Origin of the sequence: Leclercia sp. LSNIH3, assembly GCF_002935105.1 — a bacterium.
Classification (GTDB): Bacteria; Pseudomonadota; Gammaproteobacteria; order Enterobacterales; family Enterobacteriaceae; genus Enterobacter; species Enterobacter adecarboxylatus.
This window is the reverse complement of record NZ_CP026387.1, coordinates 3,363,596-3,390,554: the sequence shown is the minus strand read 5'-3', so window position 1 is coordinate 3,390,554 and position 26,959 is coordinate 3,363,596. Positions and strand designations below refer to the sequence as shown.

Annotated in this window: 18 protein-coding genes; 3 read left to right on the top strand and 15 right to left on the bottom strand. The window is 54.9% G+C overall.

What is annotated here, in order from left to right; genetic code table 11:
• Positions 1-8: 8 nt before the first annotated feature.
• The 7 genes from cas7e to cysJ form a co-directional block, all read right to left on the bottom strand.
• Complete coding sequence (cas7e, locus tag C3F35_RS16485) at positions 9-1,067, bottom strand: type I-E CRISPR-associated protein Cas7/Cse4/CasC (protein ID WP_103792563.1); 1,059 nt, start codon at positions 1,065-1,067, stop codon at positions 9-11.
• Between the two features lie 10 nt (positions 1,068-1,077).
• Entirely contained in the window at positions 1,078-1,641 is a 564-nt protein-coding gene (gene casB / locus C3F35_RS16480; RefSeq protein ID WP_103792564.1) for a type I-E CRISPR-associated protein Cse2/CasB, read from the bottom strand.
• Entirely contained in the window at positions 1,638-3,194 is a 1,557-nt protein-coding gene (gene casA, locus C3F35_RS16475) for a type I-E CRISPR-associated protein Cse1/CasA (RefSeq protein WP_103792565.1), read from the bottom strand. Before casA ends, casB begins: the two co-directional genes overlap by 4 nt.
• Before the next feature lie 492 nt (positions 3,195-3,686).
• On the bottom strand, positions 3,687-6,347 hold the full coding sequence (locus C3F35_RS16470; protein ID WP_103792631.1) for a CRISPR-associated helicase/endonuclease Cas3: 2,661 nt from the start codon (positions 6,345-6,347) through the stop codon (positions 3,687-3,689).
• Between the two features lie 308 nt (positions 6,348-6,655).
• Positions 6,656-7,390: a phosphoadenosine phosphosulfate reductase gene (gene cysH, locus C3F35_RS16465; RefSeq protein WP_032613658.1), complete on the bottom strand. Its 735-nt coding sequence runs from the start codon at positions 7,388-7,390 to the stop codon at positions 6,656-6,658.
• A gap of 15 nt (positions 7,391-7,405) precedes the next feature.
• Positions 7,406-9,118, bottom strand: coding sequence for an assimilatory sulfite reductase (NADPH) hemoprotein subunit (cysI, locus tag C3F35_RS16460; RefSeq protein ID WP_032613661.1), 1,713 nt, complete (start codon positions 9,116-9,118; stop codon positions 7,406-7,408).
• Positions 9,118-10,923, bottom strand: a complete 1,806-nt coding sequence (gene cysJ / locus C3F35_RS16455; protein ID WP_032613663.1) for an NADPH-dependent assimilatory sulfite reductase flavoprotein subunit — start codon at positions 10,921-10,923, stop codon at positions 9,118-9,120. Before cysJ ends, cysI begins: the two co-directional genes overlap by 1 nt.
• A 304-nt stretch (positions 10,924-11,227) precedes the next feature.
• Between cysJ and queD the strand changes: the two genes are divergently transcribed.
• Positions 11,228-11,593, top strand: a complete 366-nt coding sequence (queD, locus tag C3F35_RS16450) for a 6-carboxytetrahydropterin synthase QueD (RefSeq protein ID WP_164530011.1) — start codon at positions 11,228-11,230, stop codon at positions 11,591-11,593.
• Positions 11,594-11,622: 29 nt separating this feature from the next.
• Here queD and queE read toward each other — a convergent pair whose 3' ends face one another.
• Positions 11,623-12,294: a 7-carboxy-7-deazaguanine synthase QueE gene (gene queE / locus C3F35_RS16445; RefSeq protein WP_103792566.1), complete on the bottom strand. Its 672-nt coding sequence runs from the start codon at positions 12,292-12,294 to the stop codon at positions 11,623-11,625.
• A gap of 253 nt (positions 12,295-12,547) precedes the next feature.
• Between queE and C3F35_RS16440 the strand changes: the two genes are divergently transcribed.
• Positions 12,548-13,762, top strand: coding sequence for a glycosyltransferase (locus C3F35_RS16440; RefSeq protein WP_103792567.1), 1,215 nt, complete (start codon positions 12,548-12,550; stop codon positions 13,760-13,762).
• Between the two features lie 52 nt (positions 13,763-13,814).
• Here C3F35_RS16440 and eno read toward each other — a convergent pair whose 3' ends face one another.
• From eno to rlmD, 5 genes are all read right to left on the bottom strand, one after another.
• Complete coding sequence (gene eno / locus C3F35_RS16435; RefSeq protein WP_032613680.1) at positions 13,815-15,110, bottom strand: phosphopyruvate hydratase; 1,296 nt, start codon at positions 15,108-15,110, stop codon at positions 13,815-13,817.
• 82 nt (positions 15,111-15,192) lie between these two features.
• A complete protein-coding gene (gene pyrG / locus C3F35_RS16430) occupies positions 15,193-16,830 on the bottom strand; it encodes a glutamine hydrolyzing CTP synthase (protein ID WP_032613682.1) in 1,638 nt (545 codons plus the stop codon).
• A gap of 224 nt (positions 16,831-17,054) precedes the next feature.
• Positions 17,055-17,846, bottom strand: a complete 792-nt coding sequence (mazG, locus tag C3F35_RS16425) for a nucleoside triphosphate pyrophosphohydrolase (RefSeq protein WP_077227391.1) — start codon at positions 17,844-17,846, stop codon at positions 17,055-17,057.
• A gap of 69 nt (positions 17,847-17,915) precedes the next feature.
• Positions 17,916-20,153 (bottom strand): GTP diphosphokinase, encoded by a 2,238-nt coding sequence (gene relA / locus C3F35_RS16420; RefSeq protein WP_032613687.1) that lies wholly within the window; start codon positions 20,151-20,153, stop codon positions 17,916-17,918.
• 52 nt (positions 20,154-20,205) lie between these two features.
• A complete protein-coding gene (gene rlmD / locus C3F35_RS16415) occupies positions 20,206-21,504 on the bottom strand; it encodes a 23S rRNA (uracil(1939)-C(5))-methyltransferase RlmD (RefSeq protein WP_103792568.1) in 1,299 nt (432 codons plus the stop codon).
• Positions 21,505-21,561: 57 nt separating this feature from the next.
• Here rlmD and barA point away from each other — a divergent pair, with 57 nt between their 5' ends.
• Positions 21,562-24,321: a two-component sensor histidine kinase BarA gene (gene barA / locus C3F35_RS16410; protein WP_032613690.1), complete on the top strand. Its 2,760-nt coding sequence runs from the start codon at positions 21,562-21,564 to the stop codon at positions 24,319-24,321.
• Between the two features lie 70 nt (positions 24,322-24,391).
• Here the strand turns inward: barA and C3F35_RS16405 are convergent, their stop codons facing one another.
• Positions 24,392-25,531, bottom strand: coding sequence for a glycerate kinase (locus tag C3F35_RS16405; protein WP_103792569.1), 1,140 nt, complete (start codon positions 25,529-25,531; stop codon positions 24,392-24,394).
• Positions 25,532-25,618: 87 nt separating this feature from the next.
• Positions 25,619-26,959 (bottom strand): glucarate dehydratase, encoded by a 1,341-nt coding sequence (gene gudD / locus C3F35_RS16400; RefSeq protein WP_032613694.1) that lies wholly within the window; start codon positions 26,957-26,959, stop codon positions 25,619-25,621.

Below are 26,959 nucleotides of genomic sequence, written 5' to 3'. Positions count from 1 at the left end.
GCCGCCCCTTATGCGCAGATAAAGTCCAGGACGTCCTTCATGCTTCCCTGCCGCTGCATAACATCAAAGTGGATGGATTGGTTCTGCTCGCCATAGACTTCTTGCATATTTTCACGCAGATCGGTAATGCGTTTGACGGCCACTTCAAGCTGATTGCTGCCGTTGATCGGATTATAAAATGCTGCCGCCAGTGAACGGGGTTGATCCGTCCCCGCTTCCGCCATCGCCCAGGAGGCGTAGGCGCGGCTGGCAAAGCTGTTTTGCTTGCCGGTTGGCGAGACTTTCACTGCTGCTTCGGTGAAAGCGCGCAGGGTTTTGTTTGCCAACTCTTCATTTCCGTTCAGGTTTTTCACCAGCAGATCTTTGTCGATGCAGATGTAGGTATAAAACAGCGCCGAGCCGAATCCCGTTTCGCCAAGATGCCCTGCCCCGGCATCTTCTGCCGACGCCTGACGCAGATCGTCCACAGCGGTAAAGAAATCATCTTCCACGATCGTTTCGCTGACGCCGAAGGCATGGGCCACCTGGCATGCGGCTTCTACGTTGAACTCCGGCTTATTGGCCAGCATGCGGCCAAACATCGCGATATCGACGGCCATGCGATCCTTGCGCAGCAATGCCAGCTCTTCCTCTTTTGGCGCACGTTTCTCTTCTGCCAGACGATGAGCCAGCGCTTTTACCGCCTCGAACTCTGCCAGGCTGATATGCACCAGTTGCTCAGTTTCAGCGTTGGTGAGTACATCTTTTGCCTTCTTATCTGCTTTTACTTTGCCGAAGCAGTTTGCGATGCCCTCTACCCATTCGACCGCTTTTTTCGCATCAATACCTTTTTCAATCAGGATCTTCGCCGCCTCGCGCGCAATACGCCCGCTGCGGATACCGATATTTCCGGCAAGCGCTTGTTCAAACAGCTCGGAAGTGCGCCATGCACGCTTCAGACTTTGCGAAGAAACGCGCAAGCGCGTTGCACCGCCGAGTACGACCGTTTTCGGCGCACCGGTATCGTCACGGTTCAGGTTGGCGGCTGGATAAGCGGTCAGTAAATGCAGCTGGATAAAAGTAGTCATTTGAACATCCTTATTGATCATTGTTATTGTCGTTACCTGCGTCACCGGCCTGGTAGTACTCCATAGCCCAGCGAACACGAATACATTCAGTCGGCCGTTGCTGACGACGAATATGGTTTTGCAGTTCGTCGTTTTCCCGGCACCAGCGGAAAATATCCTCCGCCAGAGATGGCAGGTTGACGGCGCCATTCAGCAACCGCACCGCGCGGAGCAACTGACGCAAAAGTTCGTCGGGAGTTTTCACCGCCGATAAGCGGGAAAAACGCAGTTCCGACATCACCGGGTTATTGCCCGTCATCTGGCCCAGCTGTGCAGCAAACGTCTGTCGCTCATCGATTGATTTAACGTGTGCCGCTAGTGCAGCCGTGATCGCCAGCGCGGTAAAACGCCACTCCTGAGCGTCAATTTTCCATAACGTATGGGTTTGCATCAGCAGGGAACGGAACCCTTCCGAGAGACAGGCATCAGTTACCGTTTTGCTGTGTCGCAGGCTGGCACGCAGACCGCGCTTTTCCTGTAGCCCGGCATGCCACTGACGTAACGTCACTCTGTGATCGTCCTTCACTATTTTCATTCAGCAGCCTCCTGCTTTTTGGCTTTGGCGGCTTTGGCACTCTGCTTCTCCGCCGATTTGGTGAAATATTTTTTCCGCGCCATCATTATGCGTTTGAGATCGACCCCTTCATGAGGGTTGGTAAACACGTGTTCATCAAAATAGCGGCGGGTAAACAGCCAGATGTCCGTTTGCCATTTACTGAGCCGGTCATCCGGCTCCCAGCCGTTTTCAAGATCGTGAATCAGGCTCAAGAAACGCTCCTGAGTGAGATTCCAGAAATCAATATCGATAAAACTGAAATCACCCCGAGCGCCTTTAGCATCGGCAAACCAGGCTTCTTTTAATGCGCTACGCAGTAAGCTGAGGTTACGCGACGCCGTTTGTGCCGCATTACGCAGATGGGGGATAATATTTTCAGTTAACAGCAACGGGAAATGATGCTCATACCAGCAGCGGGCTTTCATATTGTCGAAATCATAACCAAAGCCCCACAGCCCAATGCTGGCGCCATTGAGGTCACACGCCCCGATAGTTTTAACCACCAGCGCCGGGTATTCCGTGTTATTTTCCGAAGCGCCTTCCTGGCTCAGACCCAGCCAGTCACGCCAGATAAGCCCGCCGGGCTGCGGCTTAACGGAATAAAGACCGCTGCCTCCTTTAAGCGGCAGACGGTAAGGCGTAAGCGGATGCCGCCACCCCTCGTAGTTCACACCGTAGTTTTTTACCGTCATGCCGCTGAGTAACTCATCGCTTTGAGTTGCACAGAGGTCACAAGTGCCGGAATGGAGGTTGCTGAAATCAAGGCAAATACGCCGCGGCATCCCCCAGTAGGCCTGCAATAAATTCACCTGTTCTGGCGTGGTGACAGCGCTGGCCTGTTCACTGGTGCGGGTGGCGGAAAGCCAAGGGAAAACGGACTCATCATAAGAGGCAGGCAACGGCATTTCGGCACTATCCTGCGGCATCACGTTCAGCCACAGCTTGCGCCACAGCGGCGTTTGCCGGTTGCCCTGATATTCCTGCAATTCAATAAGCGTGGTCATCGGCCCACCGCCGCGCAGACCGGTACGATACCCTTTGCCACCCGATGGGGCATTCAATTGCAGCGAGAATAGCGCCAACGCAGCACAGTGCGGGCAAAAGCGCTCCGTTACGCCACGTTTAACAAAATGATCTTTATTAAATTTGGTGGTCTGCGCACCGGGAATTTCCGGCAACAGAGAAGCAATGGAAACTTTCTCCCCGGTTAGCGGCTCAAAATCCTGCATAAAAGAGGGCGTATTAGCACCGAACTGAAAGGCGTGCTCCAGTGGTTGCAGCGCACTATGCAGCGTATCCGCGCTTAGTCCATCAAACCAAATATCCTCCCAGCGGGTGCGATTTTTTGGTGCGATACTGCATTGCAGCAATCCCAGTAGAAATTGCCATGCCGCCCCCTGTAAATCAGCTCGCGTAGCAGCGATATCGACCACGTTTTCATCCGCCAGATTGACGGGAGCCAACTTCCCCATAGAACCATCTTTAAAGCGCACAGGAAGCCAGGGCGTTGTCAGTAAATTTATTGGAAACATACCTTTTCCTTTACTTGATGCGCCAATCCATGGCGCAAAGTATTTCCTGTAGGGTTAACGAACCGACAGTTGAAAACTGACCGAAAGCCTATTGCCTAACCGAACCATCAAGCGACAAAGAAACCGTTTATATAGGGTTTGTTTTTCATCCATGACAGGATCCTTTCCATTGATAACAGCCAAGCTCTAAAAGCATTATCAAGCTGCGAAACGTGATTAGGCTTCAGAGCACCTCTTCCTGTGGAGAAGTTCCGAAGCCTTAATCCACATTAATTATGTGGATAATACTCCCACAAATTAAGAAACGAAAGGTAATTAAGGCTGATAAATTTGAAAAAATTTCCCAGAAAACATGCCTCATAGCAATGTCTGCTAAAATACCGCCGTTCCCATAACTGGGATCGACCAGTAATTAAGGCTGATAAGCCGTTATGAGATGGTGTTCCCCGCGTCAGCGGGGATAAGCCCCGGAGCCGTCTGGCTCCGGGCACTCTAACCAGCCTTTCCGATCAATCCTTCCTGCGACGAATAGCCACTGTCAGCAACCTCCGACACTACAATCACCACGGCATATTCCTTGTTCTGAAGTTGCTCTACACACCATTCCCGCAATGCCTCGCCCTCCAGCCGTTCAAAATCATCTTTATGTTTTTCCCACCAGCCCTGACGCACCCGCACTGCACTCATCTCCCAGGCGTTTTCCCCTGTCGCATATGGCATTACGAGCCCGTCGATAATCCTCGCCAGCCACAGCGTGACGGACTCTTCAGCCAGCCGCGTCGTCAGTTTTTCCGGTAGTAAATCGCTGCTTTCAGGGCTATACCCTGGCGCAAAATTGATAAGGTTCTGTCTGGCAAATGCCCGATCGCAGTAAAACTTTCCTTCCTGCAACTGTTCCGTTTTAGCGAAACCTTCGGGTATCTCAACGTCTTCGCCGTATACCGCTTCAATAAGCCGTCTGGCGGACTGCGGCATGCGAATTTCACCCTGCTGGCGGAGTACGCGCTGGGTCAGCCACAGGCGACCATGATCGGGGTAGACGTAAGCACTGTTACCCATGACGCTGGATAGCCAATTTTCGCGCGGTGCGTCATCCCATTCAGGTGCAAGAATCAACAACTCTGGCCTCTCGCGCTCATCCCGACCGGTGGTTTTTATTCGCCCATCGCGATCGCGGATGTGTCTTTGCAGGCGCCCCGCCCGCTGGATCAGTAAATCAACCGGCGCCAGATCGGAGATCATTTCATCCATATCAATGTCTAAACTTTGCTCAATCACCTGGGTCGCGATAATGACCTTGCCGCGACGTTGAGCTGCGCTTTGCTTACCAAAGAGAGCGAGCGTCTGAGATTCAATTCTCTGGCGATCATAAAAAGCGAAACGGCTATGAAAGAGGGTAAGGTTTTCAGGCGCAACGATGCCCTGAGAAACAAGCTGGCGAGAAATGCGGATGGCGTCATCCACCGAATTGCGTATCCAGGCAATACACTTGCCGTGAAGCACCGCGTGCCCGATACGTTCAATGCACGCCTGCTCGTCGTACATCCAGCCAACATTAACGCTGCGCTCTACTTCTTTGCGGGTTGCCACATGTAAGGAAACCACTTCCGAACGGGTCACCTGAGTGAGCCAGGGGTAATCGTCATAACCTAATAGCGGGGCTTCAGCGCCACACTTTGCGCCTTTCGCAAACGCCGCGATAAGCCTCTCTCGCTGCTGCTGCGAAAGCGTGGCTGAAAGCAAAATGGTGGGGTTACCGTCACGAGCCTGTTTTTCGATCAACCCCTCCAGGATCCTGGACATGTAGTGATCGTAGGCGTGGATCTCATCTGCCAGCAGGATCTTCTGACTGAGCCCCAGCATTCGCAAGTTACTGTGCTTAAACGGCATTACCGCCATCATGGCCTGATCCAGCGTGCCGACGCCCACTTCGGCCAGCAGCGCTTTCTTATTGCTATCTGCAAACCAGGCGGCACAGCCCTGGCTGAAAGGCTGCGAATCGTCCGCCTCTTCTGAGCCAGCTAACTCACCTGACCAGATCGACTGATTAAAGCGATCCATTAATCCCCGCGCACTGTGCGCCAGCACCAGACTGGGGCGGGAATCCGGCTGGTACAATGTCAGCCAACTTGCGGCCATGCGATCAAACATGGCATTCGCGGTTGCCATGGTTGGCAAGCCAAAGTAAAACCCCTGCGCTTTTCCTGCCGCCATTAAACGGTGCGTCAGAATCAGCGCGGCTTCCGTCTTTCCGGCTCCCGTGACATCTTCCAGAATAAATAGCTGAGCGCCGTCACAGTTAACATCCAGTTCCAGCGCCTTTTGTTGTAACGGCGTGGGATGTTGAATAAAGGGAAACAGTGTCGTAATACCGGAGAATGGGGCAATATCCGCAGACGGAGGGAAAACAGAAACCGCCTCTTTTGCTTTATTTTTCGCCAGTTCCCAGTACTGCGTAACAGGCATCTGTTCCGCTATACGCGGGAAATAACGCGTTGAAGAACCGGTCCAGTCGGCAAGCACTGCCGCCGCTGAAAGAAACCAGGAAAGATGATTCACCCGTTCAATGCCGTCGTCGTCGTCCCAGTATTCAGGGATCGCAACCAGAGGGAACAGCGGCTTTATCGCCAGCAGAAAATCGCGCGCGGTTTCTTTATCCTGCTGGCGAAAATTGTTCACTTCCTGAAGAGATTCGGGCGGACGGCCATGATGTCCTGTCGTCAGCGGCATCCACATAGCAATAGCGCGTTTAAGTTTGCGGGTAGGTAATGTGGAGGGTGGGAGTAAATCAGGATAATCATTTAAATAATGATTCCAGAGCCAATAACCTAACGTCGCATGGGAAATGTTTTCATAATGCCGCGAGGCTTCATTCGGACAAGACAAATGGGGGTGGCGGAATAATTGCTGAAAGGAGTGAGAGAACTTGCCGATATCGTGCCAGCACAATAGCCAGGCGAAAAATTGCGCGGCCTGCTCGGTATTATCCAGACCCAGTTCGTGTAGATAACTGTCAAGCCGATAAATATTATTTTTTACCATCCAGTATCCTACGGCCGCGACATCCAGCGAATGCCAGCACAATAAATGATAGGCATCACCACCATCCGTGGCCCCGCCCGCAGTTTTACCCCAGTAATTAAATATTGTCACATCCAACCCTGCACCAGGTATTAAGTATGCTTTTATCTTAAGTATTACCTCGGCGCAGTTATTGATATATCTCATATGCGCTAAATATAAATATATAATTACGCAGCCACCAAATAGCAGAAATAGATAATTAATATCATTTCATAAAAGAAATAAATTTGCCGAATAATAATTGAAGAGATAATTAACACTTAATGTTAATCTTTTTTTGTAAATAGAGATTTAAAGTGATTTGGAAAAGTTATTTTCTATTAACTTGCAATAAAAAGCCCTTGCCTGGCAGCAAGGGCTAGAGAGAAACACGTCAATTACCCTTCGTGCAATCCACACTCGCGCTTGAGGCCAAAGAAGCGGGTCTCTTCTTCCGCCATGCCCGGCTCCCATTTGCGGGTAGTGTGGGTATCACCAACCGACAGATAGCCCTGATCCCACAGAGGATGGTATTTCAGGCCATGCTGTTGCAGGTACTGATAAACGGTCCGGTTGTCCCAGTCGATAATCGGCAGCACTTTGAACACGCCGCGCTGGATCGCCAGCACCGGCAAACTCGCACGGCTTCCTGACTGATCGCGGCGCAACCCGGCGAACCAGGTTTTTGCGTTAAGATCAGAGAGCGCCCGGTTCATCGGCTCGACCTTGTTGATCGCATTGTATTTCTCAATGCCTTCCACGCCCTGCTCCCACAGCTTGCCATAGCGTGCTTCCTGCCAGGCAGCGCTCTGTTCGGCGCGGTAGACTTTGAGGTTCAGCTTGAGCTTGTCCGTCAGCTCATCAATAAACTGATAGGTTTCCGGGAACAGGTAGCCAGTGTCGGTGAGGATCACCGGAATGTCCGGACGGATCTTATTCACCAGATGCAAACTGACCGCCGCCTGGATACCAAAGCTCGAGGAGAGCACATATTCACCAGGCAGGTTTTCCAGCGCCCAGGCGACACGCCCTTCCGCGTCCAGCTTTTCCAGCTGAGCATTGGTTTCGGCCAGCGCCAGAATGCGCTCGACTTTTGGCTGCTCGTTAAGGGCGTTTAGATCGAGTACGGACATAATTACCTCTCGTAGTTACTCCCAGAAATCCCTTGCGGGATCGAGCACCGGGCGAATGATGCCCGCACGCACCGTAAAGTCACCGAAGCCTTCACCCGCTTCGCGCTCTTTCGCCCAGCGCCCGACCAACTCGTCGATCGAAACCAGAATCTCTGATTCCGTTATGTTCTCGCGATACATACGTGGAATGCGCGTCCCGCTGCGATTCCCGCCCAGATGCAGGTTGTAACGCCCAGGGGCTTTGCCCACCAGACCCAGCTCCGCCAGCATCGCGCGGCCACAGCCGTTCGGGCAGCCGGTGACGCGCATAACAATATGCTCGTCAGGAATGCCGTGTTTTTCCAGCACCGCTTCCACTTTGTCGGTGAACGACGGCAGGAAGCGCTCGGCTTCGGCCATCGCCAGCGGACAGGTCGGGAAAGAGACACAGGCCATCGAGTTTTCACGCTGCGGTTTTACCGCATCCATCAGGGCATGATCCCGCGCCAGCTTCTCGATCTTCGCTTTCTGGCTTTCCGGCACGCCGGCAATGATCAGGTTCTGGTTGGCGGTGATACGAAACTCGCCCTGGTGGATCTTCGCAATTTCCAGCAGGCCAGTTTTCAGCGGGCGACCCGGATAATCCAGGATACGACCGTTTTCAATAAACAGCGTCAGGTGCCATTTATCGTCGATACCTTTTACCCAGCCAATACGATCGCCGCGACCGGTGAATTCGTACGGGCGGATCGGCTCAAACTTGATGCCTGCGCGACGCTCCACTTCCGCTTTAAAGGTCTCAACGCCCACGCGCTCCAGCGTGTATTTGGTTTTCGCGTTTTTACGATCGGTACGGTTGCCCCAGTCGCGCTGGGTGGTCACTACCGCTTCGGCCACCGCCAGGGTGTGTTCCAGCGGCAGATAACCAAACTCGCTCGCGGTACGGGCGTAGGTGTTCTTGTTACCGTGTTCGATAGAGAGACCGCCGCCAACCAGCAGGTTAAAGCCCACCAGCTTGCCGTTCTCGGCAATTGCCACGAAATTCATGTCGTTGGCATGCAGATCGATATCGTTCTGCGGCGGGATCACCACCGTGGTTTTGAACTTACGCGGCAGATAGGTCTGGCCGAGGATCGGCTCTTCGTCAGTTGTCGCGACCTTTTCCTGATCCAGCCAGATCTCGGCATAGGCGCGGGTACGCGGCAGCAGATGCTCGGAGATCTTCTTCGCCCACTCGTAAGCTTCGGCATGCAGTTCGGACTCATACGGGTTCGACGTACAGAGCACGTTACGGTTCATGTCGTTGGCGGTCGCTAAGGCGTCCAGCCCAACGGAGTGCAGCATCTGGTGTACCGGCTTCACGTTCTTCTTCAGAATGCCGTGGAACTGGAAGGTCTGACGGTTGGTCAGACGGATGCTGCCGTAAATAGTGTTGTCATGGGCGAACTTGTCGATCGCCTGCCACTGTTTGGTGGTGATGATGCCACCCGGCAGACGGCAGCGCAGCAGCATCGCATGACGCGGCTCCAGCTTCTGTTCAGCACGTTCGGCGCGAATATCGCGATCGTCCTGCTGGTACATGCCGTGGAAACGGATCAGCAGGAAGTTGTCGCCTTTGAAACCGCCGGTCAGACCGTCATTTAAATCTTCGGCAATGGTGCCACGCAGATAGTTGCTTTCAACCTTCATGCGCTCGGCATCAGACAGTTTGCCTTCGACCACCAGAGGGCCAGGATGTTTTTCGCTCATTAGTAGACATCTCGCTGATAACGGCGCTCGACGCGCAGCTCACTTAAAAATTCATCCGCCGATTCAGTATCCATACCACCGAATTCAGCAATCACTTCCAGCAACGCCTGCTCAACGTCTTTCGCCATACGATTGGCGTCGCCGCAGACATAAATGTGGGCACCGTCATTGATCCAGCGCCACAGCTCTGCGCCCTGTTCGCGCAGTTTGTCTTGTACGTATATTTTTTGTTTTTGATCGCGGGACCAGGCCAGATCGATACGGCTTAGCACGCCTTCTTTCACGTAGCGCTGCCACTCCACCTGGTAGAGGAAATCTTCGGTGAAGTGCGGGTTGCCAAAGAACAGCCAGTTTTTGCCTGGCGCTTCGTCGGCGGCGCGCTGCTGCATAAAGGCGCGGAACGGCGCAATGCCTGTGCCCGGGCCAATCATAATCACCGGGGTTTCCGGGTTAGCAGGCAGACGGAAGTTGTCGTTATGCTCGATAAAGACCCGTACTTCGCCCTCTTCTTCTACACGATCCGCCAGGAAGCTGGATGCACCACCGGCACGGGCACGACCTTCGATGTCGTAACGCACCACGCCTACAGTGACGTGGACTTCGCTTTCCACCTCGGCCTGGGCAGAGGCGATGGAATACAGACGCGGCGTCAGCGGGCGCAGCAGGCCGATTAACGCATTCGCATCCAACTGGGCTGGCGCAAAACGCACCATATCCACGATTGGCGTGGTCGCGGCGTACTGTTGCAGTTTGGCTTTATCACCCACCAGCGGCAGCAGGGATTCGCTGCGGGTCAGGGTGGCGTAGTTTTCGACGATGTTCGCGGTATTCACGGTCAGCTCAAAATGCCACTGCAGCGCTTCAGAGAGCGGCAGAGTTTTGCCGTCTACTGATACCGGCTCGTCACCTTTCAGCCACAGCAGCTCCACCAGCTCTTTCACCAGCGCCGGATCGTTCTGATACCAGACACCAAGGGCATCGCCCGGCTGGTAACGCAGACCGGAGTCACCCAGATCGATTTCGATATGGCGCACGTCTTTTTCCGAGTCGCGACCGGTAATTTTCTGGTTAACCGAGAGGCTCGCCGTCAGCGGGGCTTCTTTGGTATATGGGCTGGTATGAATATCGTTTACCGCGCCAGTGGCGGTGATGGCGGCCTGCGCAGGGGTCTCTTTCGGCACACGGGCTTTCAGCACATCGACAATGCGCGCACGCCATTCGGCAGCCGCGGCCTGGTATTCAACGTCGGTATCAACGCGATCCAGCAGGCGCTCGCCACCCAGTTCGGCCAGCTTGCTGTCAAAATCTTTGCCCGACTGACAGAAGAATTCGTAGGAGGAGTCGCCCAGGCCAAAGACCGCAAAGGCGGTACCCGACAGTTTTGGCGCTTTTTTCGAGAACAGGAATTTATGCAGCGCAACCGCTTCTTCAGGCGGCTCACCTTCTCCCTGGGTCGAGGTCACAACGACAACCAGTTTTTCTGACGCGATTTGCTTAAATTTATAATCCCCGGCGTTCACCAGGTTCACGTTCAGTTTGGCCGCGAGCAGATCGTCCCGCAGGGCTTCCGCCACGCGACGAGCATTGCCGGTTTGCGAAGCGGAAATAAGCGTAATGGCCGGGATCTCAACGGCCGCAGCCGGAGCACTCACCACAGCACCCGGCTGTTGATTGAGCATTCCCCAGAAATAACCGGAGACCCAGGCAAGCTGGGTTGGCGAAAAATCAGTGGTGGCTGCCTGCAGGCGTGCCAGTTGCTCCGGGTTCAGGGGAAGCAAATTTGAAGGTGGGGCCTGTGTTGTCATGCGTCGTTATGTTCCAGTAGCAAAGCTGAATTTTTATCTGAAAGACAGAACAGAGTGTAAGGTTAACGGCGCGGATCATAACAATTAAAGACAGGATGGAAATAATAAATAACCAAATGGACTAACCTGTTTTTGCTATCGTTCTTAACGATAAAAACGATTAATTAACCGTATGAAAATAAAAGATAAAAATGGGTTTGATAACCACGAAAAGCCAGCCGGGGGTGAATGGCCGTTTTAGGTAATGATAAAAAAGGTGCTTTCCGGTATTATGCGGCGGTTTTTTACGCATTTTTGAGAGTTCATGATGTCCACCACACTGTTTAAAGATTTCATCTTCGAAGCCGCCCACCATCTCCCTCACGTCCCGGAAGGCCATAAATGTGGTCGCCTGCACGGGCACTCCTTTATGGTGCGCCTGGAGATCACGGGTGAAGTCGATCCCCATACCGGTTGGATCATGGATTTTGCTGAGTTGAAGGCCGCGTTTAAACCGACCTATGACCGCCTCGATCACTACTATCTGAATGATATTCCGGGGCTTGAGAATCCAACCAGCGAAGTGCTGGCGAAGTGGATCTGGGATGAGATTAAGCCACTGGTGCCCCTGCTGAGCGCAGTGATGATCAAAGAGACTTGTACGGCTGGCTGCGTTTATCGCGGCGAGTAAAAAAAAGCCCGGTTTAACCGGGCTTTTTTTTAAGCAATATTCAGGTATTTATGCGTCTGCATCGACAGACGCCAGTTACGGGCAATACAGGTCTCAATGCACAGACGGGTGGCATCTTCTTTCTGGCTGATGGGTTGCAGCGCAATCACCCGCTGTTTGTCATCAGTCAGCGTTACCAGCAGTTCATCCAGCGCTTCGATATCACGCACACGGCCTACCGGGTGTTTAATCTCATCGGCACGCTCCAGCGCCTGAGAGAGCACGTCGTAACCGCCGCGCATATTCACTTTTGGCGATACCGTCACCCAGGTGGTGTGGGAACAGCGTACTTCGTGCGTACCGCTGGTCTCAATCTGGCAGCTAAAGCCGTTGCTCTCCAGCAGGGTGGTTAGCGGCATGAGATCGTGAATGCAGGGTTCCCCGCCGGTGATCACCATGTGGCGCGCCGTCCAGCCCTGACGACCAATAATCGCCAGCAGATCGTCCGGGTTTGCTGCGCCCCATTTATCGCTCTCTTTCGTTTTGGCCAGAATGCTGAACAGTGACACTTCCCGATCCGCCAGCGTTTCCCAGGTATGTTTGGTATCACACCAGGCACAACCCACCGGGCATCCCTGCAGACGAATGAAGATAGCGGGAACGCCGGTGAAGTAACCCTCGCCTTGCAGGGTCTGGAACATTTCATTAATCGGGTACTGCATAGTTATCTCTGGTCAGATTTATGGGTGGGCATTATTGCAGATCGCACATAATCAGGCAAAACAACCCCGGCCACGATTTTATTCCTGTCAGTTTAAGGATAGCCAGGCTAACAGCCTTAAGGTAGAAGCCGTTGTCAGAAGGGAATGTTAAAAACATTAAAATTTACGCTACGCTTTTAAGATATCGCCCATCCGGCACGCGTCGACGTTAACCCCCTTGACTGAGTAGCCATCAGAATACTGGACAAGCAGAATGAGCCATTTTGCGGTAATAACGCTACCGTTATACAGCCATATGCACGCTATGGAAGCACTGGCAAAACACCTTATCGTGCGTGGCCATCGGGTCACTTTTTTTCAGCAGGAAGAGGCCCGCACCTTGCTCACGGAACCGCAGGTGCACTTTATCGCTGTGGGTAACCCGACGCCGTTTGCGATGCAAGAGCCGGGTTTTTTTCACCTGATATCAGGTATGGCAAGCGTTACCGATATGCTGTGCCGTGAACTGCCCCTCGCCTTCCGACAGCACAATATTGACGCCGTGATTGTCGATCAGATGGAGCCGGCAGGAGGGCTGGTTGCACAAGCGCTCAACCTGCCCTTTATCTCTGTCTGCTGCGCCCTGCCGGTAAACCGGGATAACACCATCCCCCTGCCAGTAATGCCTTTTCGCTATGGCACAAGCGAGCGCTACCGGAAATTATACGCCTCCAGCGCGGATGTTTATGACTGGCTGATGTCAAGACAGGGCCGGGTAATTGCCCGTCATGCCCGGGCGTTTGGTCTGCCTCCGCGCAGCAGACCAGATCAATGCCTGTCGCCGTTGGCGCAAATCAGCCAGACCATTCCAGGCTTTGATTTCCCACGTACCTTGCCCGCCTGCTTCCATGCGGTAGGCCCGCTACGCTACGAGCCATCAACGATTTCATCCGGCAAAAAGAAGCCGTTTGTTTTTGCGTCATTAGGCACGATCCAGGGCTACCGCTATGGACTGTTCCGCAAGATTGCCCGCGCCTGTCGACAGGCTGGTGTGCCCTTGCTTATTGCCCACTGCGACGGACTAAATGCAAGTCAAACCGCCCGGCTGGCGCGTGCGGGAACGCAAATTGTAGGATTTGCCGATCAGCTGGCGGTATTACGTGATGCCAGCGCCGTCATCACCCACGCAGGACTGAATACGGTTATGGATGCCATCGCCACCGCCACGCCTATCCTCGCCGTGCCGCTGGCATTTGATCAGCCAGGCGTCGCAGCCCGAGTGGTCTTCAGCGGCATTGGCCTTAAGGCCTGCCGTTTTTCGCCGAGCCGCACGCTCAGTCAGCATCTTCTCGACCTGCTGGAAAATAAGCAGTACACGCAGCGCATCACCGCCCTCCAGACTCAGCTGATAAACGCCGGAGGGGCAGCACGGGCTGCAGAAATTATTGAACAGGCGGTATGCACACGTCGTAGCGTACCGACGGTGTGATGATAAAAAAAAACCCGCCGAAGCGGGTTTTTCTAAAGATTAAGGTTCAGGATTACTGACCTTTGATCTCTTTACGGCCGTTGTATGGTGCTTTTTCGCCCAGCGCTTCTTCGATACGAATCAGCTGGTTGTATTTAGCAACACGGTCAGAACGGCTCATAGAACCGGTTTTGATCTGGCCAGCAGCGGTACCAACAGCCAGGTCAGCGATGGTAGCGTCTTCAGTTTCGCCTGAACGGTGAGAGATAACGGCAGTGTAGCCAGCGTCTTTCGCCATTTTGATCGCAGCCAGAGTTTCGGTCAGAGAACCGATCTGGTTGAATTTGATCAGGATGGAGTTAACGATGCCTTTCTCGATACCTTCTTTCAGGATCTTGGTGTTGGTTACGAACAGATCGTCACCAACCAGCTGGATTTTGTCGCCCAGTACTTTGGTCTGGTATGCGAAACCATCCCAGTCAGATTCGTCCAGACCGTCTTCGATAGAGACGATTGGGTACTGTTTGGTCAGGTCTTCCAGGAAGTGAGTGAATTCTTCGGAGGTGAACGCTTTGTTGCCTTCGCCAGCCAGAACGTATTTACCGTCTTTATAGAATTCAGAAGCTGCGCAGTCCATCGCCAGGGTGATGTCGGTGCCCAGTTCGTAGCCTGCTGCTTTAACCGCTTCAGCGATTACAGCCAGTGCTTCGGCGTTGGAACCCAGGTTAGGTGCATAACCACCTTCGTCACCAACTGCAGTGTTCATACCTTTAGCTTTCAGAACTTTAGCCAGGTTGTGGAACACTTCAGAACCCATACGTACCGCTTCTTTCAGGGTTTTCGCGCCAACTGGCTGAATCATGAATTCCTGAATATCAACGTTGTTGTCTGCGTGCTCACCGCCGTTGATGATGTTCATCATCGGAACTGGCATAGAGTATTTGCCTGGAGTGCCGTTCAGTTCAGCGATGTGTTCGAACAGTGGCTGACCTTTAGAAGCAGCTGCTGCTTTGGCGTTCGCCAGGGAAACAGCCAGGATTGCGTTCGCACCGAAGTTAGATTTGTTTTCAGTACCGTCCAGATCGATCATGATTTTATCGATGCCAGCCTGGTCTTTGGCGTCTTTGCCAAGGATTGCCTGTGCAATTGGACCGTTAACCGCGCCAACAGCTTTGGTTACGCCTTTGCCCAGGAAACGGGATTTGTCGCCATCGCGCAGTTCCAGCGCTTCGCGGGAACCAGTAGAAGCACCTGACGGCGCAGCTGCCATACCGACGAAACCACCTTCCAGGTGTACTTCGGCTTCAACAGTCGGGTTACCACGGGAGTCGATGATTTCACGACCGATGACTTTAACGATTTTGGACATTAGATTTTCCTCAGTACAAGTTAAACTAAAACTCCAGACAAACAACGCGTACCTTTGGTACGCGTTGCCGTTCTAACTTTTCTTACTTCGCCTGACGCTTCTGGAACTCATTAGCGGCTTTCACAAAGCCAGCAAACAGCGGATGTCCATCACGCGGCGTAGAAGTAAATTCCGGGTGGAACTGACATGCGACGAACCATGGGTGGTTCGGCACTTCGATGATCTCGACCAACTGATCATCCCCGGAGCGGCCCGCAATACGCAGACCCGCAGCTTCAATTTGTTTCAACAGCAGGTTGTTGACTTCATAACGGTGACGGTGGCGCTCAGTAATTGTCGGCGCGCCGTACATCTGACGTACCAGGCTATCGTCGGAAAGCTGACAGGCCTGAGAACCCAGACGCATCGTGCCACCCAGATCGCTCTTCTCGGTACGGACTTCAACGTTACCTTCTTCGTCGCGCCATTCGGTGATAAGCGCCACAACAGGGTACTTACAGTCTGGCACAAATTCCGTAGAGTTCGCGTTTTCCATCCCCACCACGTTGCGAGCAAATTCAATCAGCGCAACCTGCATACCCAGGCAAATGCCGAGGTAAGGAATATTGTTTTCACGCGCATAGCGTGCGGTAGCGATCTTGCCTTCAACGCCACGGTAGCCGAAGCCGCCAGGAATCAGAATAGCATCCAGATCTTTCAGAATTTCGACACCGCGGGTTTCAACATCCTGCGAATCAATCAGCTTGATGTTGACGGTTACGCGGTTCTTCAGGCCACCGTGTTTCAGCGCTTCGATAACTGACTTATAGGCGTCCGGCAGTTCAATGTACTTGCCGACCATACCGATAGTCACTTCGCCTGCCGGGTTCGCTTCTTCATAAATAACCTGTTCCCATTCTGACAGGTTAGCTTCCGGACAGTTCAAGCTGAATCGTTTACAAATATAATCGTCCAGACCCTGTGATTTCAACAGGCCCGGGATTTTATAAATGGAATCGACATCTTTCATTGAAATAACGGCTTTTTCTGGCACGTTACAGAACAATGCAATTTTCGCACGTTCGTTGGCCGGTACCGCACGATCGGAGCGGCAAACCAGGATATCAGGCTGAATACCGATGGAAAGCAGCTCTTTAACGGAGTGCTGAGTCGGTTTGGTTTTCACTTCACCTGCGGCAGCCATATATGGCACCAGGGTCAGGTGCATGAACAGCGCGTGTTCACGACCGATATCCACCGCCAGCTGACGAATGGCTTCAAGGAACGGCAGGGATTCGATATCACCGACAGTACCGCCGATCTCAACCAGCACCACGTCGTGACCTTCACCACCGGCAATGATGCGCTCTTTGATGGCGTTGGTGATGTGCGGGATAACCTGTACGGTGGCGCCCAGATAGTCGCCACGGCGCTCTTTACGCAGAACGTCGGAGTAGATACGGCCAGTCGTGAAGTTGTTACGACGGGTCATTTTGGTGCGAATGAAGCGCTCATAGTGACCCAGGTCCAGATCGGTTTCGGCGCCGTCTTCAGTAACGAACACTTCCCCGTGCTGGATCGGGCTCATGGTACCTGGATCGACGTTGATGTACGGATCCAGCTTCATCATGGTCACATTGAGGCCACGGGCTTCAAGAATGGCTGCGAGGGAGGCTGCGGCAATGCCTTTACCCAGAGAGGATACAACCCCGCCGGTCACAAAAATATAGTTCGTTGTCATGCTGAACCTGAGAAGTTAGGGTGAAACGATGGAATAACCAGGACGGGAAAGTAGTATACCCGAACACGGCGAGCGCCACAAACTTTCATTCTCCGTCTCCTGTCTCAGGCTTTGACTCATATTGGGAGTGAGAAAATAGCCCCTTTTGGGTAAATGTTTTTGACGCAAATCAAGCGCTTGTCATTTAAAAAATCACACAAATTGCGCTTGATCGCAAAAACCCGTTAGAGATCAGATTCCTGGCGTTTTACTTCCTGCCACACTTCTTCCATCGCCTCGAGGTCCACACCGGTCATTTCCAGGCCACGGGCGGCGATAATGCGTTCCACTTCCCGGAAGCGACGTTCGAATTTGAGGTTAGCTTTTTGCAGCGCCACTTCGGCTTTGACCCCTAAATGACGTGAAAGATTGACGGTGGCAAACAGCAGATCGCCCATCTCCTCTTCCAGCTTATCCTGATCCACGACCGCCTGTTGCGCTTCGTGCATCACCTCGTCGATCTCTTCATGGACTTTGTCGAGCACCGGGCCTAAAGAAGTCCAGTCAAACCCGACCGTCGAGCAGCGTTTCTGGATCTTATGGGCACGCATCAGCGCAGGCAGGCTTAACGGGATATCGTCCAGCGCCGAATGCTGAGATTTTTCAGCGCGTTCCGCGCTTTTGATCTGCTCCCAGCGGGCCAGCACTTCGGTGCTGTTTTCAGCGCTGGCATCGCCAAAGATGTGCGGGTGGCGGCGTTCCAGCTTATCGCTGATGGCGGCACAGATATCGTTGAAATCAAAGCGCCCTTCTTCCTGGGCCATTTGCGCGTAAAACACCACCTGGAACAGCAGGTCACCCAGTTCGCCGCGCAGATCGTCAAAATCTTCCCGGGAGATAGCGTCCAGCACTTCGTAGGTCTCTTCCAGGGTGTAGGGGGCGATAGTGGCGAAAGTCTGCTCTTTGTCCCACGGACAGCCGGTTTCCGGGTCGCGCAGGCGTTGCATAATGCCGAGCAGGCGGTCAATTTGATTCATAATTCGGTCCTGATAAAAAAAATGCCGGGTGGCGGCTGCGCCTTACCCGGCCTACAAAAGAAGGTGTGACTATCCGCCGTGCAGGCGACGGGCGTCGATGACATCGGGTACCTGGTTCAGCTTGCCGAGCACCCGGCCCAGCACCTGCAGGTTATAGATTTCGATAGTCATATCGATGGTGGCGAGCTGCTGACGGGTGTCGCTGCGGCTGGCAACACCCAGCACGTTGACCTTTTCGTTCGCCAGAATGGTGGTGATATCCCGCAGCAGGCCGCTGCGATCGTTGGCAGAAACCCGCACCACCAGCGAATAGCCCGCGGAGTAACTCTCGCCCCAGACCGCATCGACGATACGTTCCGGCGCGTGGGACTGTAAATCATCCAGCTGATCGCAATCCGCGCGGTGGATAGAGATCCCGCGCCCCTGGGTGATAAAGCCGACGATCTCGTCACCCGGAATTGGCTGGCAGCAGCGGGCAATGTGGTGCATCAGGTTACCGACGCCTTCCACCACCACCCGGCCATTGTCTTTTTCTTTGCTGCGGTGTTGCGGGGTGTAGCTCTTCTGCTGAAGCTGCTTCAGCGCCGCCGCATCCTGCTCAGCCGCGCTCGGTTTGTTGAACTGCGCCTGCAGGAAATTCACCATCTGGTTAAGACGAATATCCCCGCCGCCGATGGCCGCCAACAGCTCATCCAACTCGTTGAAGTTGTAGCGCGGCAGCAGCTGCTTTTCTGCCTCCTTCAGGTGGATGCCCAGATGTTCCAGCTCGTCGTCGAGGATCTGACGGCCAGCCAGAATGTTTTTGTCACGATCCTGTTTGCGGAACCAGGCGTGAATTTTAGAGCGCCCGCGGCTGGTGGTGACGTAACCCAGGTTCGGGTTAAGCCAGTCGCGGCTTGGGTTTGGCTGCTTCTGGGTGATGATTTCAATCTGGTCGCCCATCTGCAACTGGTAGGTAAAGGGCACAATACGACCGCCGATTTTAGCGCCGATGCAGCGATGCCCCACGTCACTGTGGATGTGGTACGCGAAGTCGAGCGGCGTTGAGCCTGCCGGCAGGTCAACCACATCGCCCTTCGGCGTAAAGACATAGACCCGGTCATCAAAGACCTGGCTGCGTACTTCATCAAGCATCTCGCCAGAGTCGGCCATCTCTTCCTGCCACGCAATCAGCTTACGCAGCCAGGCGATGCGATCTTCGTGGCCGGAACGCGCCCCGCCTGAGGTACCCTCTTTGTACTTCCAGTGGGCGGCAACCCCAAGCTCGGACTCTTCGTGCATCTGTTTGGTACGGATCTGGATTTCGACCGGTTTACCGCCCGGCCCCAGAACCACGGTATGGATCGACTGATAGCCGTTCGGCTTCGGATTGGCGACGTAATCGTCAAACTCATCCGGCATGTGACGGTAATGGGTGTGAACAATCCCCAGTGCGGCGTAGCAGTCCTGCAAACGCTCGGCAACGATACGCACGGCGCGCACATCGAACAGCTCATCAAAGGCGAGATGCTTTTTCTGCATTTTGCGCCAGATGCTGTAGATATGCTTCGGACGGCCATAAACTTCGGCCTTCACGCCCTCTTCTTTCATTGACTTACGTAAGCCGCCGACAAACTCCTCGATGTAGTGTTCCCGGTCGATACGGCGTTCGTGCAGCAGTTTAGCAATGCGTTTGTATTCTGCCGGGTGCAGGTAGCGGAAGCAGTAATCTTCCAGCTCCCATTTCAGCTGCCCGATACCCAGACGGTTTGCCAGAGGGGCATAGATATTGGTGCACTCTTTCGCCGCCAGCACGCGCTCGTCTTCCGGCGCGTCCTTCACTTCCCGCAGATGGGCAACACGTTCGGCAAGCTTTATGACCACGCAGCGGAAGTCATCCACCATGGCCAGCAGCATACGGCGAACGTTATCGACCTGTTCGGACGAGACGGAATCCGTGTGGGTAGCTTTAAGCTGGCGGATGGCCGCCATGTCGCGCACGCCGTGAATCAGCGACACGATCGAGTTACCGACGCTTTCGCGCAGCACCTCTTCGGAAACCACTTCGGCGTCGGCCAGCGGGAACAGCATGGCGGCAAGCAGAGTGTCGATATCCATGCTCAGCATGGAGAGGATTTCCACCATCTCCACGCCGCGCCACAGCAGCAGCTCGGCATCAGGATGCCCCGTGGTGGTGCGCAGACAATAAGCCCAGGTTTCGGTTAAGCGTTCACACGACTGCTGGCTGGCAATCCCCAGACTTGCGATCCATTTTTGTGGGTCAAACTCACCAGCTTTATTGAGATGTGCACTTCTTACCGCAACCATTGTCCTCTCCTTTAGGGACCCTTGCCTGTCGAATTCGACAAGCCGAAACTCATCAGTTGTGTTCAAACAACGCCATTGATTCCAGATGCCCAGTGTGCGGGAACATATCAAGCATTGCCAGACGCTGAATCTGGTAACCCGCCGCTAATAATGCTTCGCTGTCCCGGGCAAGCGTCGCCGGGTTACAGGAAACATAGACCACGCGTTTAGGGGCCAGTTTAATAATATGCTGCATTACGCCTGGCGCGCCTGCACGTGCCGGATCCAGCAGAATTTTGTCGAAGCCGTGCGCGGCCCAGGGTTGCCGGGTGACATCTTCTTCCAGATTCTCGTGAAAAAATGTCACGTTTTGCAGCCCATTATTAACGGCATTGTCACGCCCTTTCTCCACCAGCGCCGCCACGCCTTCAACACCCACCACGCTGTGCGCCCGTTTTGCCAGCGGCAAGGTAAAGTTACCCATTCCGCAGAACAGATCGAGCACCCGGTCCTCTGGCTGAATATCCAGCCAGGCCAGTGCGGTGGCTACCATCTGCTGGTTAACACCATCATTGACCTGAATGAAATCGCGCGGGCTGAACGTTAAGCGTAGCCCGTCTGAATCGTACCAGGGCGTTTCACCGCTCAGTTGCTTAAGTATCTCGCTTTGCGGGGCGAGATAAAGGTCAAGCTCATGGGAATGCGAAAAGCGTTCCAGTTTTTCGCGATCTTTTGCCGAAAGCGGTGCAGTATGACGCAGGACCATCAGCGGGCCGCTGTTGGCCAGCACCAGTTCGACATGGCCCAGGTGGCGAACGCCCTGCAGCTCAGAGAGGCATTTGCGCACCTCTGGCAGCAATGCCTCAAGTTGGGGCACCAGAATGGGGCACTGTTTGACATCGACGATGTCGCTGGAATTAGCCTTGCGAAAACCCATTTCCAGACGCGCGGTTTTGGGCTGATAGTTCAGGCTCAGACGCGCCCTGCGGCGGTAGCCCCAGGGTTTATCGGCGATCACTTCGTTGACGTCGTGCTTCAGCAGGCGCGCCAGAGCATTGCTTTTGCTGCGCTCCTGTAACGCGACGCTGGCATGCTGTTGTTGGCAGCCGCCGCAGACGCCAAAGTGCGGGCAGCGCGGCGTCTCGCGCTGGGGGCTGTCATTAAGGCGGCGTTTTACCTGCCCACGCGCGTACTGACGTTTCTCTTCCGTCAGGGTGATCTCTGCGCGCTCGTCGGGCAGCAGACCCGTAATAAAAAGGGCTTTACCATCATGGCGCGCCACCCCCTGACCGAAGGGATCGAGGTCTGTCACATCAACAGTTATGATCTGACGCGTCGTCACGCGCCGCTTTGCAGAGTAGAATTGCGCCATTACCAGGTATTTTCTCAAATGAATATATTGACTCTAATTGTCCCATAACGGAACTCCATGACCAACTACAGCCTGCGTGCGCGCATGATGATTTTGATCCTCGCCCCTACCGTACTCATTGGTTTGCTGCTGAGTACCTTCTTTGTGGTGCACCGTTATAACGATCTGCAGCGCCAGCTCGAAGATGCCGGAGCCAGTATTATTGAGCCTCTGGCGGTCTCCAGCGAATACGGCATGGCCCTGCAAAATCGCGAGTCTATCGGCCAGCTCATCAGCATCCTGCACCGCCGCCATTCGGATATTGTGCGGGTGATCTCTGTGTATGACCAACATAATCGCCTGTTTGTGACCTCTAATATCCAGCAGGACCCCGGCGTGCTGAAGCTCCCGAGCGGCACGGCGTTCCCGAAGCGGTTGAGCGTGATCCGCCAGGACGAGAAGCTGATCCTGCGCACGCCGATCCTCTCGGAAAGCTATTCACAGGATGAATCTGCCGAATCGGATGCCAAGACCAATAACAACATGCTGGGATATGTGGCGCTGGAGCTGGATCTCAAGTCCGTGCGGTTGCAGCAGTACCGGGAAATTTTTATCTCCACGGTGATGATGCTGTTTTGTATCGGGATTGCGCTGATTTTCGGCTGGCGCCTGATGCGCGATGTGACCAGCCCGATCCGCAACATGGTTAATACCGTTGACCGTATCCGCCGGGGCCAGCTCGACAGCCGCGTCGAAGGCTTTATGCTCGGCGAACTGGATATGCTGAAAAACGGCATCAACTCGATGGCTATGTCGCTGGCGGCCTACCATGAGGAGATGCAGCATAACGTCGATCAGGCCACCTCCGACCTGCGTGAAACCCTGGAGCAGATGGAGATCCAGAACGTCGAGCTGGATCTGGCCAAAAAGCGCGCCCAGGAGGCGGCCCGTATTAAGTCGGAGTTCCTGGCGAATATGTCCCATGAGCTACGTACCCCCCTCAACGGCGTCATTGGCTTTACCCGCCTGACCCTCAAGACAGAGCTAAACCCGACCCAGCGCGACCATCTGCATACCATTGAACGTTCGGCCAACAACTTGCTGGCGATCATCAACGACGTGCTGGACTTCTCCAAGCTCGAGGCAGGCAAGCTGATCCTGGAGAGCATTCCGTTCCCGCTGCGCAACACGCTGGATGAAGTCGTCACCCTGCTGGCGCACTCCTCCCACGACAAAGGGCTGGAGCTGACGCTGAACATTAAAAATGATGTGCCGGATAACGTGATTGGCGATCCGCTGCGCCTGCAGCAAGTGATCACCAACCTGGTAGGGAACGCCATCAAGTTTACCGAGCGCGGTAACATTGATGTGCTGGTGGAAAAGCGCGCCATCAGCAATACCAAAGTGCAGATTGAGGTGCAGATCCGCGATACCGGGATTGGTATTCCTGAGCGCGATCAGTCCCGGCTGTTCCAGGCCTTCCGTCAGGCCGACGCCAGTATCTCACGGCGTCATGGCGGCACCGGCCTGGGGCTGGTGATCACCCAGAAACTGGTCAACGAGATGGGGGGCGATATCTCTTTCCACAGCCAGCCTAACCGCGGCTCGACCTTCTGGTTCCATATCAATCTCGACCTGAACCCGAATGTCCTGAGCGACCGACCGGTGATGGATTGTCTGCAGGGTAAACGGCTGGCGTATGTAGAGCCTAATACCGCCGCCGCGCAAAGTACCCTGGATGTCTTAAGTACCACCCCGCTGGAGGTGGTTTACAGCCCGGGATTCTCCTCGCTGCCGGTTGAGCATTACGACATTCTGCTGATGGGGATCCCGGTGACCTTTACCGGCGAGCTGACCATGCAGCAGGAGCGGCTGGCGAAAGCCGCTTCGATGACCGACTATTTGCTGTTGGCCCTGCCGTGCCATGCGCAGATCAACGCCGAAGAGCTTAAACATGACGGCGCGGCCGCCTGTCTGCTGAAGCCGCTCACCGCCACGCGCCTGCTGCCGACCCTGACTGAATATTGCCGCCTGAACTATCACGCCGCACCGATCGTCGCCGATGAGAGCAAGCTGCCGATGACCGTGATGGCGGTGGATGACAACCCGGCCAACCTGAAGCTGATCGGCGCCCTGCTGGAGGATCAGGTTCAGCACGTCGAACTGTGCGAGAGCGGCTTGCAGGCTGTTGAGCTGGCGAAGCAGATGCAGTTTGACCTGATCATGATGGACATTCAGATGCCCGGCATGGACGGGATCCGCGCCTGCGAGTTGATACGCCAGCTCCCCCACCAGCAGCAAACGCCGGTGGTCGCCGTAACCGCGCACGCGATGGCGGGCCAGAAAGAGAAGCTCTTAAGCGCCGGGATGAACGACTATCTGGCAAAACCCATCGAAGAAGAGAAGTTGCACACCCTGCTGCTGCGCTACAAGCCCGGTCCAGCCGCGGGCAACTGGGTCGCCCCTGCGGAAGCCGCCGAAATCACGGTCAATGAAAATGCCACCCTCGACTGGCAGCTGGCGCTGCGTCAGGCGGCGGGCAAAAATGACCTGGCGCGGGAGATGCTGCAGATGCTGGTGGCTTTCCTGCCGGAGATCCGCAATAAGGTGGAGGAACAGCTGGTGGGTGAAAACCCGGAAGATCTCGTCGATGCGATCCATAAGCTGCACGGCAGCTGCGGGTACAGTGGCGTGCCGCGCCTGAAAAATCTTTGTCATTTGCTGGAACAGCAGCTGCGTTCCGGGACGCCTGAAAGCGAACTGGAGCCGGAGTTCCTGGAGCTGCTGGATGAGATGGATAACGTCACGCGGGAGGCAATGAAGGTGCTGGGGTCCTGAGTTTCCTTTTTACCCTCGACTCCCTCAAGATAAAGGGAGTCGGGGGTATAAATTTCAGAAGATAATAACGCTACATCCCCATCCCGACCTTCAGCACTGCCGCAATATTCCTCGCCGCCATCCGCACATTTTCTGCGGCATCTTCCAGGGCTTCTTCCAGCGTGCAGATGGTGTAGATCACGCTGAACACCGCGTCGATGCCATGGTCGTGCACCACGCCGACATCTGCCGTCAGGCTGCCCGCCAGGCCGATCACCGGTTTATTGTGGCGTTTCGCGATCTTCGCTACCCCCACCGGCACTTTGCCATGAATGGTCTGGCTGTCGATCCGCCCTTCTCCGGTGATCACCAGATCGGCATCGGCCACCAGGCTGTCGAGGTTGAGCGCATCGGTCACGATCTCAATGCCCTGGCGTAGCTGCGCACCGCAGAAAGCGTATAGCGCCGCCCCCATACCGCCTGCAGCACCGCCGCCAGCAAGGCCAAGCACATCAACGTCGAGGTCGCGGGCGATTATCCGGGCGTACTGCGTCAGCGCGCCATCGAGGCGCGTAATCATCTCCGGCGTTGCCCCTTTCTGTGGGCCAAATACGGCCGTTGCGCCGTTTTCACCGGTCAGTGGGTTGGTAACATCGCAGGCGACTTCAATCCGGCACGCCGCCAGCCGTTTATCCAGACCGCTGATGTCGATGCGCGCCAGCTTCTCCAGCTCGCCGCCGCCAGCACCTATGGCGTTCCCCTGCTCGTCTAACAGCTTCGCGCCCAGCGCCTGCACCATCCCTGCTCCGCCATCGTTGGTGGCGCTGCCGCCAATGCCAATGATGATATGTTTCACACCCGCATCCAGCGCGTGGCGGATCAGTTCGCCGGTTCCCCAGGAGGTGGTTTTCAGCGGATTACGCTGGGCCGGGGGGACCAGCTCCAGACCGCTGGCCGCCGCCATCTCGATAAACGCACTTTTGCCGTCACCGGAACGGCCATAAAAACCGTCAACATGCTCACCGAGCGGGCCTGTTACCCGCACCTGAATAATGTCTCCCTGAGTGGCGGCAACCATCGCTTCCACAGTGCCTTCACCGCCATCGGCGACCGGCAGTTTGACATACTCTGCCGTAGGAAAAATCTCGCAAAATCCCTGCTCTATCGCCGTCGCCACAGCCAGGGCACTCAGGCTCTCTTTATAAGAGTCCGGCGCGATAACTATTTTCATAAGCCGTCCTTACGCATGTTGACTACCATAAGCATATACCTGTCACGCAAGAGAAAATGCCGACTCCCGCAGGAATCGGCACCGGACTTAACGCACCATGCAAGGGCGTTTGTTGTTGAAGGTCCACTCCGGGATCAGGTATTGCATCGCCATTGCGTCGTCGCGCGCGCCCAGACCGTGCTGCAGGTACAGTTCATGCGCCTTCATTACCTGATCCATATCCAGCTCAACGCCCAGACCTGGGGTGGTCGGCACCTGCACCATACCGCCTTTGATTTCGAACGGCTGTTTGGTCAGGCGCTGGTTGCCCTCCTGCCAGATCCAGTGGGTGTCGATAGCGGTGATATCGCCCGGCGCGGCCGCGGCCACATGGGTGAACATCGCCAGGGAAATATCGAAGTGGTTGTTGGAGTGTGAACCCCAGGTGAGGCCGAACTCGTGACACATCTGGGCGACACGTACTGAGCCTTGCATGGTCCAGAAGTGCGGATCCGCCAGCGGAATATCGACCGACTGCAGAGAGAGAGTATGACCCATCTGACGCCAGTCGGTAGCGATCATGTTGGTGGCGGTTGGCAGACCGGTGGCGCGGCGGAACTCGGCCATCACTTCGCGCCCGGAGAACCCTTGCTCAGCGCCACACGGATCTTCCGCATACGCCAGCACGCCTTTCAGGCGTTTACCGATACGAATCGCCTCTTCGAGTGACCAGGCCCCGTTTGGATCGAGGGTAACGCGCGCCTCCGGGAAGCGTTTCGCCAGCGCGATAATAGATTCGGCTTCCTCTTCCCCGGCCAGCACGCCGCCCTTCAGTTTGAAATCGTTAAAGCCGTATTTCTCATAGGCTGCTTCCGCCAGACGGACAACCGCATCCGGGGTCATCGCCTCTTCATGACGCAGACGATACCAGTCGCACTGCTCATCCGGCTGGCTCTGGTACGGCAGTGGGGTAAGCTTACGGTTGCCGACGAAGAACAGGTAACCCAGCATCTCGACTTCGCTGCGTTGCTGCCCGTCGCCCAGCAGGGAGGCCACGTTGACGCCCAGGTGCTGGCCCAGCAGGTCGAGCATTGCCGCTTCAATACCGGTCACCACGTGAATGGTGGTGCGCAGGTCAAAGGTTTGCAGCCCGCGGCCGCTCGCATCACGGTCGGCAAACTCATTACGTACCGCATTCAGGATATTTTTGTACGCGCCCAGGGTTTTACCCACCACCAGCGGGATCGCGTCTTCCAGGGTTTTGCGGATCTTCTCGCCACCGGGGATCTCGCCCACGCCGGTATGGCCGGAGTTATCTTTGATAATTACGATATTACGGGTGAAGAACGGGGCATGGGCGCCACTAAGGTTCATCAACATGCTGTCATGACCGGCAACCGGGATGATCTGCATGGAAGTGACAACAGGCGTAGTAAATGTGCTCATAAT